We start from the raw sequence: 7,478 nt of genomic DNA, 5'->3' as shown, positions 1-7,478 counted from the left end.
ATTTTCCGGATTGGTATTACTCAACATAAACAACACCCTAAACAACGCCCATAAAAAAACGCGAACATTGAGATTCAATATTCGCGCTTATTCGATTTCTATGACAGAAAGAACTTAACCCACGAGACGCCTTTTTATAAAGCGACTCATGTTCGTTGCTCTTTCAATATCTCAGAAAAGATTACTTCTGAGGAGCTGGCTTAGAACGGCTTCGAGACGGTTTGTTTGTCGAAGGTTTGTTGCTTGTCGGCTTATTTGACGACTTGCTTGGGCCGTAGCTACCGCCGTAACCAGACTTCTTAGGTTTGCCTGCAGGTTTACCCGCGTTGTTTGGCTTACCAGTACCGTTAGATTTACCCGCACCGCTTGGTTTGCTCAGAGTGTTCTGAGCACCTGCGTTATTTGCAGCAGGTTTATTGCCCGCACTACCGCGCTTAAAGTTGCTGCCGTTGTTTCTTACTGACTTATCTTCACCTGTCGCAGCTGAATTGTTTTCAGCCGGTTTCTTTCCAGATGTTGGTTTACGCTTTGGCGCCGAACCATTGCCAGCTACATGACGCTTGTTCTTACCTGCTGGCTTGTGCCCGCGAGCGTTATCACCAGAGCGTTGACCATCAGCATGCTCACGTGGCTGTTTTGCTTTCTTCTGTTTCTTAGGCTTGATTGGACGTGAATCCAAGCGAGACTCAGGTAACTTGTTTACTGGAGAGAAACCTTCCAGTTCACGACGCTCTAGCACTTGTTGAATAAGGCGTTCAATACCGAACAGCTCACCCACTTCATCCGCACAAACCAATGAAATCGCTTTACCTACTTCACCAGCACGGCCAGTACGACCGATACGGTGTACATAGTCTTCTGATACATGAGGAAGATCGAAGTTAACTACTTGAGGCAGTTGTGGGATATCGATACCACGAGCAGCGATATCAGTTGCAACAAGTACTCGTACCTTACCTGTTTTGAAGTTCTCTAAGGCTTTAGTACGTGCACCTTGGCTCTTGTTGCCATGAATAGGTGCAGCAGTGATGTCTTGCTCTTCAAGGAAGCGAGCAAGCTTATTAGCACCGTGTTTCGTCTTGCTGAACACCAACACTTGTCGCCAATCGTTATCTTTGATTAGCTTCGCTAGCATTGCGCTTTTTTTCTTTTTGTCTACTGGGTAGATGCTTTGCTCAACCGTTTTTGCCGTCGAGTTTGCAGGGCTTACTGAAATTTCAACAGGATTGTTCACTAAGCCTTTCGCTAAGCTGCGGATATCATCAGAGAACGTCGCTGAGAACAGTAGGTTCTGACGCTTCTTAGGCAAGAAAGCTAAGATCTTACGAATATCGCGGATGAAACCCATGTCTAGCATGCGGTCCGCTTCATCTAGCACTAGGATTTCTAGTTGGTCAAAACGCACTGCATTTTGGTTGTATAGGTCAAGTAGACGACCAGGTGTTGCCACCAACACGTCACTACCTTTACGCAGTTTTTGCATCTGAGGGTTAATCTTCACACCACCAAACACTACCGTCGAAGTCAGCGGTAAGTTAATACCGTACTTCACTACGCTGCCATTCACTTGCGCAGCAAGCTCACGAGTTGGCGTTAGCACGAGCGCACGAACTTGGTTCTGACGTACGCGAGTACCTTTCGATAACATTTCAAGAATAGGTAGCGTGAAGCCTGCAGTTTTACCTGTACCTGTTTGAGCAGCGGCCATAACATCTTTGCCCGTTAGGACAGCTGGCACGGCTTTCTCTTGTATTGGTGATGGCTTATCGTAACCTTGTGCTTCAATAGCTTTAAGGATCGGTTCAGAAAGGCCAAGGGAGGTAAAACTCATAGATTATTTTCTCAGTTGAATAACATTTAGTATGAGCAACACGTTAAAAAGTGCGTTGCTTCAGCTTTTGCTCATCAAATACATTGATACGGAGCAAAGCGCGATATTCTGAGGCTTTTCCCCCCATTCAGCAACTAAATTCTAATCGCAGCTAAAATTCAACCTAGATAACTTGTCGCTTCTGTTCGTACATTTTTTCATCAGCGGCTTTGAAGAGCGCATCGACATCATTGTAGTTGTTATTGTGAATAACCCAACCCACACTGATTCTGAGATAAATAGAGTGCGCGTCGTACACAACTGGTGCCGAGCATATCGCCTTTCGTAGTTTAGTCACGATCGACGATACGTGTTGATCATCGATAATGCGTGGCAACAAGACCAAGAACTCATCACCGCCTATCCTTGCGACGATATCTGAAACACGCAGCTCACTTCTGATGCGGTTAGCACACTCAATCAATACCTGATCGCCTGCCGCGTGACCATAAGTGTCGTTGATTGCTTTAAACCCATCGAGGTCGATATTTACAACAGCAAAGGTTCTCGCTCTCTGTTTTTGAGTGGTTTTGAAGGCCTGCTTGAGGCTATACATGAAGTATCGACGATTCGGCAACATCGTTAACTCATCATGCATAGAGCGGCTATCTGCAATGCGGTAAAGGCGATAAATAGTAAAGAAAGCAAACGCCAGCACTAATATTATGGAGTAGCCCACCAGCCTTACCGCTTGGATGCGATACCAAGGCTCATCCATCAATACATGTTCGTTACCGGAGAGAGCAAGGTACCAACCCCCGTATGGAAAACTCACCTGTTCAGTGGCAAACGCATTATCGAACACATCCTGAGTACCATAAAAGACAGCGCCATCTTTCCCTGAACTGTTTGCACCACGAATTGCTAATTCATACTTGTTCTCGATCTTGCCGATTCCAACATCTTCAAACAGCTCATCTAAACCGATAACAGCACTGGAGACACCCCAATAATCTTGATTAAAAGGCGGATCTCGGAAGATCGGAGTACGTGTAATAAGGGCTTGCCCACCTTGAAACAGCTCAAAAGGACCAGCAATAAAGGTGTTGCCAAAATTACGGGCTATCTCAACAGACTCCCATTGATTTGGGTGATCACGATAATTAATACCGAGAATCTGCTCATTACCTTCCATCGGGTAAACAAAATTTAGAATGTCGTCTTTGGCGAGTCCGATAAGTCGAATATGGAAGCCATCTTGAATGATATTCTCTGCAATCTTATCCCAATTTTTTACCTCTCCATCGGGGTTGATGGTCACTAAGGTCGAGAAATTATTGAGGATATACATATCTGACACGATCGCGGCTTCAATCCGAGAACGAATAATGGATAGTTGCTTTTTTGCCTCTGAATACGATTCGTTTTTAAGAAAAGTTAATTGCTTGGCATGAAAGAACTCAATTGCGCTTACTATCGCAAGAAAAAAAAGAAAAGCTACTACTCTGGCAGACCACTGCTTGCTAGAACCACTTGGCATTTACGAACCTCTAACACTATTGTTCTATATACTGCCTTATAACGGCTCATTTCTGGCTTATTGCTCCAGTATGCCGCTAAGTCATTAAAAATCCATACTAACGTCGACTATCTATCAAATATTGAGTGATCCATCACTTCAAACTTCTTTACTAAACGAATGGTTTAATCAAAAAGGGTTAGTGAACCTTATAAAGCTTACATTGTATTGACTCAACGCTTACATTAAAGGATTCATCAATGTTATTTTACATAGACTAATAATCAGCTTGGTACCTCACGACATGAAGTTAAAAACTATCACACTGTGTACATTGCTATCAGCCTCGGTTGCCGTTCACGCACAAGAAAACGTTCAAGCGCCAACCGCAGTGAACGTTCAATCCCAAGCAGATTCGCTCAATTCTCAAGAACAATCTTTCAAGCAATCTGCAGACCTAATTCGCACCACCTACGAAAGCCAGCTTTACACCCTGCCTGCATTCAAAGAAGGTCACTACGGGCTGCGCATGTATCGTCAAACATTAGACGATAAGTATTCAGCGGCGGTGTGGAGCGACATGGCTCGAGTGGCAAGCAAGCTCAGCACCCTGTCGAATGACGTTCAAACCATGGAACAAATCGTACTCTACTCAGAGAAGCGAGTTGCATCTTATATTGGTGATAACGATGAGCGCAGTATTCGACGCTACAACATCACCAAGCACATGCCTGAATACCTTTACCTTGGTGTTGACCTTCTAGGCTCTATGGCTCGTGCTAACGAATACGGTTTAGAACACAAGAACGATGCCAAGCTACGCGAAATCATTCGTCGCTATGACTTCTCACGATACGTGACCAATGAAGACATGGTGAAAGCGTGGGCCGCTCAATTAGCGAATCAGGTTTACTGGTTGCGCCAACTGGGTGAGCAGGATGTCGTTGATGAGTTTGTCGATACCTTCAAAAAAGCGTATCCAGACGATAAAGACAAAAAACTCTCAAGCCAGCAATTCGGCAATAAGATCTATGGTATGACACACGTCATCTTCGGCGACTCAGAATATTACCAACATCAAGTAAGCGAACAAGACCATCAATGGATCTACGATTACTTTAGAGAAAACATCGATACGATTCTGCTGCGTGCGAAAGAAGATGTGATTGCTGAGGTTGGATTAACCTTCTTATTGGCAGGTTTAGAAGATGAACCAGTTCTAGAGAAAACTCGACTCGCGATTCAAGCTTCAATCGATGAGAAACAAGGCATGATCCCTTCAATTACTGGCGATTTTGACCTTGAGTACGGTGAACACCGCAACGTATTAGCAATCATGCTACTCGATTGGCAGCAAGTGAATGAAGCGCCGACTTATGAAGGCAACCCTAAGGTGTTTACTAACATCCCTTACGGACTCATTAAAAACCAACCACCGAAGAACTAGCAACATACCTAGCCTAGGTTCATCATAGAACCCAAAAAGCCTTATACCTTTCAAGGCTGCGGCTTTTTGCTGTTTACTACGTCAGTACTCGTATCAAAAGTTGTTAATATCAAAACCTGCGTAAAGATAAAAACAAAGACGACATCAAGCTCCTGACACGGCTTTGTTCATCACTATCGTAAAATCCCCTTCTGCGTAGCCCTCCGTTAAAGAGACATCATCGCAGAGCGTTTTACAGAAACGATAGACACCTTGAGGGTGATAACTCATCAAGGTATTACGCGAAGGATACTGGCTTGAGTTGAGAAGATTAAAAATCACCGTCTGATTCGCCAGTTCATACATGCGAGTAATCATGTTTGTCAGATAATCAGAATCACGAGAGATGTAGTTCAGTGAACCACTAGCGATGACAATGTCGTGCGCCTCAAGGTTCATTTTGCTCATATCACCCGCCAAAAACTGACAACGATCTTCTGTGTAGTTTTGCTTCGCCTTCTTAAGAAAGCCTGCGTGTTGGTCAACGCCGGTATAAGATTGAATACGATAGATGCTGTCGAGCAGTTCAAACAGCTCGCCATAGCCGCAACCCAAATCTAAAACACTCTTCTTTTCGAAGTCCGCCGCACGAGCGATTACTTCAAAGCGACACAATTGACTCTCTTCGCTAGTCCAACCTAAAGCTTTAGCCTTGTCGCCATTCGAGCGGTTAGTTTGTTTCCGATGATAGCGATACACCTTCCAACGATCGAGCCAGTGCATTCAAATCAGCCCTACTTCAATGAACATCAGCACACCTTGATAAGATTAAGCTTTAGAACTTGAAGAAAAGAGCCCACCGATTTTATAACCGATCGCATAGCAAACCACGGCGACAGTAACAAACACCAATGCCGAGAAGAAATACGCTACAGACGCTGCGACACCAGCCCCCCACACCACGCTGAACACCAAACCGAGATAAGCCTCTTTTGGCCACTGGTAGATAGGAAACTGAGCGCCGCCAGCAATTAGGTAAACCATCGCAAACAAGCCAATGAAGGTAACAATAAGACCGATGAGAACGCGAATGTTCATGGAGAGACCCTTGATTAATTTAGCTTGGTTGCCATTGTTCCTAATCGAAAGCGGATATGCTTAGTCGGAACCGAATATTCTCAATCGAAATCGAATGTTCTTAATCGAAGCCGAATGTTATTAATCGCAACCTGATGATATTCAAGTATATCGGATAAAAGGAACTGGCTCTATTACTCTTCCGAGTGAGCTTTTACTCACGATAGACAAATCACAGTCGACGGCCAAAACCTGATTTCGCCTGATTAACAGGCACAAAAAAGCGGACACCCTCCTTACGTTAACTCCGTAAGTAAAGTGTCCGCTTTAACTGAATATAGCTTAAAGCAGGATGAAAATACCCGCTAAGCATGCACTCATTAGGTTTGCTAGCGTACCAGCAGCTACAGCTTTCAAACCTAAGTTTGCAACTTCAGCACGGCGCTCTGGTGCCATAACACCGATTGAACCTAACTGAATCGCGATAGAACCAATGTTAGCAAAGCCACATAGAGCAAAAGTCACGATCACTTGGCTGTGTTCAGATAACAGAGCTTTGTTCTCAACGAAGTCGATAAAAGCAACAAACTCGTTCATAACGATCTTCTGACCGATGTAAGAACCTGCCATCAATACTTCATCACTCGGGATACCGATCAGCCATGCAAGAGGCGAGAACAGGTAACCGAAGATAGCTTGCAGCGTAATGCCCGCAAAACCGAACGTTTCACCTAGGCTTTCTAGGCCAGTGTTGACCATCGCAATCACACTCACGAAGGCAACCAACATTGTACCAACCGCTACTGCAACCTTCATACCGTTCATCGCGCCGCTTGCCAATGCATCAATCACGTTGCTTTGGTCAGCTTTATCGAGCTCAATGTGGTCGTAGTCACTTGGTGTGCTGCGCTCAGGAACAATGATCTTCGCCATTAACAGGCTACCCGGAGCCGCCATAAAGCTTGCAGCGATAAGGTATTTAAGCTCAACACCAAGGCCAGCATAACCACCAAGTACACTACCCGCTACCGACGCCATACCACCTGCCATTACAGCAAACAGTTCCGAACGAGTCATAGACTTTAAAAAGGGACGAATAAGAAGAGGAGACTCACCCTGAGAAAGGAAGATATTACCTGTAGCAACCAGAGATTCAGCTTTACTTGTACCCAGCAGTTTTTGCACCGCTCCGCCCAAGATTTGAATCACTTTTTGCATAACGCCTAAGTAATAAAGCGCAGAAATCAAAGCACTGAAGAAGATAATGATTGGAAGCACGCGAACCGCGAAAATGAAGCCTTCAGTAGCAAGGTCACCGAAAAGGAATGCGATACCAACGTCTGCAAAACCAAGCAGGCTAGAAACACCATTACTTAGGCTTGTTAGCGCCAATTGTCCCCATGGGAAATACAAGACTAAGGCTGCAAAACCGATTTGAAGTAATAGTGCACGAGAGACCGTTTTCCAGTTAATTGAAGAACGACTTTCAGATAACAGGTACGCGCAAGCAATCAGTGCAAGAACACCGACAAAACCAAATAGAATATTCATAATGTGTCCTAGTAACCCTTAAAGAGTGAACATGAGCCAAGCAAATGACATCAAAGGAACAGGACAAAGAACCGCAAGCAAAACGCTACGCGATG

Annotated in this window: 6 protein-coding genes; 1 reads left to right on the top strand and 5 read right to left on the bottom strand. The window is 44.6% G+C overall.

The genetic code is table 11. The features are described 5' to 3' along the window. Positions 1-181: 181 nt before the first annotated feature. The gene (locus tag AB4154_RS16450; protein ID WP_372123590.1) at positions 182-1,831 is read right to left on the bottom strand and encodes a DEAD/DEAH box helicase; all 1,650 of its coding nucleotides are present in this window, start codon (positions 1,829-1,831) and stop codon (positions 182-184) included. A 163-nt stretch (positions 1,832-1,994) separates the two neighbouring features. Next, positions 1,995-3,350 carry a diguanylate cyclase gene (locus tag AB4154_RS16445; RefSeq protein WP_372123588.1) on the bottom strand — a complete coding sequence of 452 codons (1,356 nt, stop codon included), beginning with the start codon at positions 3,348-3,350 and terminating at the stop codon, positions 1,995-1,997. 283 nt (positions 3,351-3,633) lie between these two features. Between AB4154_RS16445 and AB4154_RS16440 the strand changes: the two genes are divergently transcribed. Further along, a complete protein-coding gene (locus tag AB4154_RS16440; RefSeq protein ID WP_372123586.1) occupies positions 3,634-4,776 on the top strand; it encodes a DUF3541 domain-containing protein in 1,143 nt (380 codons plus the stop codon). Positions 4,777-4,920: 144 nt separating this feature from the next. Here the strand turns inward: AB4154_RS16440 and AB4154_RS16435 are convergent, their stop codons facing one another. The 3 genes from AB4154_RS16435 to AB4154_RS16425 all read right to left on the bottom strand — a co-directional run bounded on the left by AB4154_RS16435 (position 4,921) and on the right by AB4154_RS16425 (position 7,383). Then, a complete protein-coding gene (locus AB4154_RS16435; RefSeq protein WP_017064868.1) occupies positions 4,921-5,538 on the bottom strand; it encodes a class I SAM-dependent methyltransferase in 618 nt (205 codons plus the stop codon). 45 nt (positions 5,539-5,583) lie between these two features. Continuing rightward, positions 5,584-5,853: a hypothetical protein gene (locus AB4154_RS16430; protein ID WP_017064869.1), complete on the bottom strand. Its 270-nt coding sequence runs from the start codon at positions 5,851-5,853 to the stop codon at positions 5,584-5,586. Between the two features lie 321 nt (positions 5,854-6,174). Further along, positions 6,175-7,383 carry a NupC/NupG family nucleoside CNT transporter gene (locus AB4154_RS16425; RefSeq protein ID WP_017060598.1) on the bottom strand — a complete coding sequence of 403 codons (1,209 nt, stop codon included), beginning with the start codon at positions 7,381-7,383 and terminating at the stop codon, positions 6,175-6,177. Positions 7,384-7,478: the final 95 nt, after the last annotated feature.

The sequence above is a fragment of the Vibrio sp. 10N.286.51.B11 genome, from assembly GCF_041469245.1.
Classification (GTDB): Bacteria; Pseudomonadota; Gammaproteobacteria; order Enterobacterales; family Vibrionaceae; genus Vibrio; species Vibrio crassostreae_C.
The sequence above is the reverse complement of the archived record's forward strand: the minus strand, read 5'-3'. Positions and strand labels throughout refer to the sequence as shown.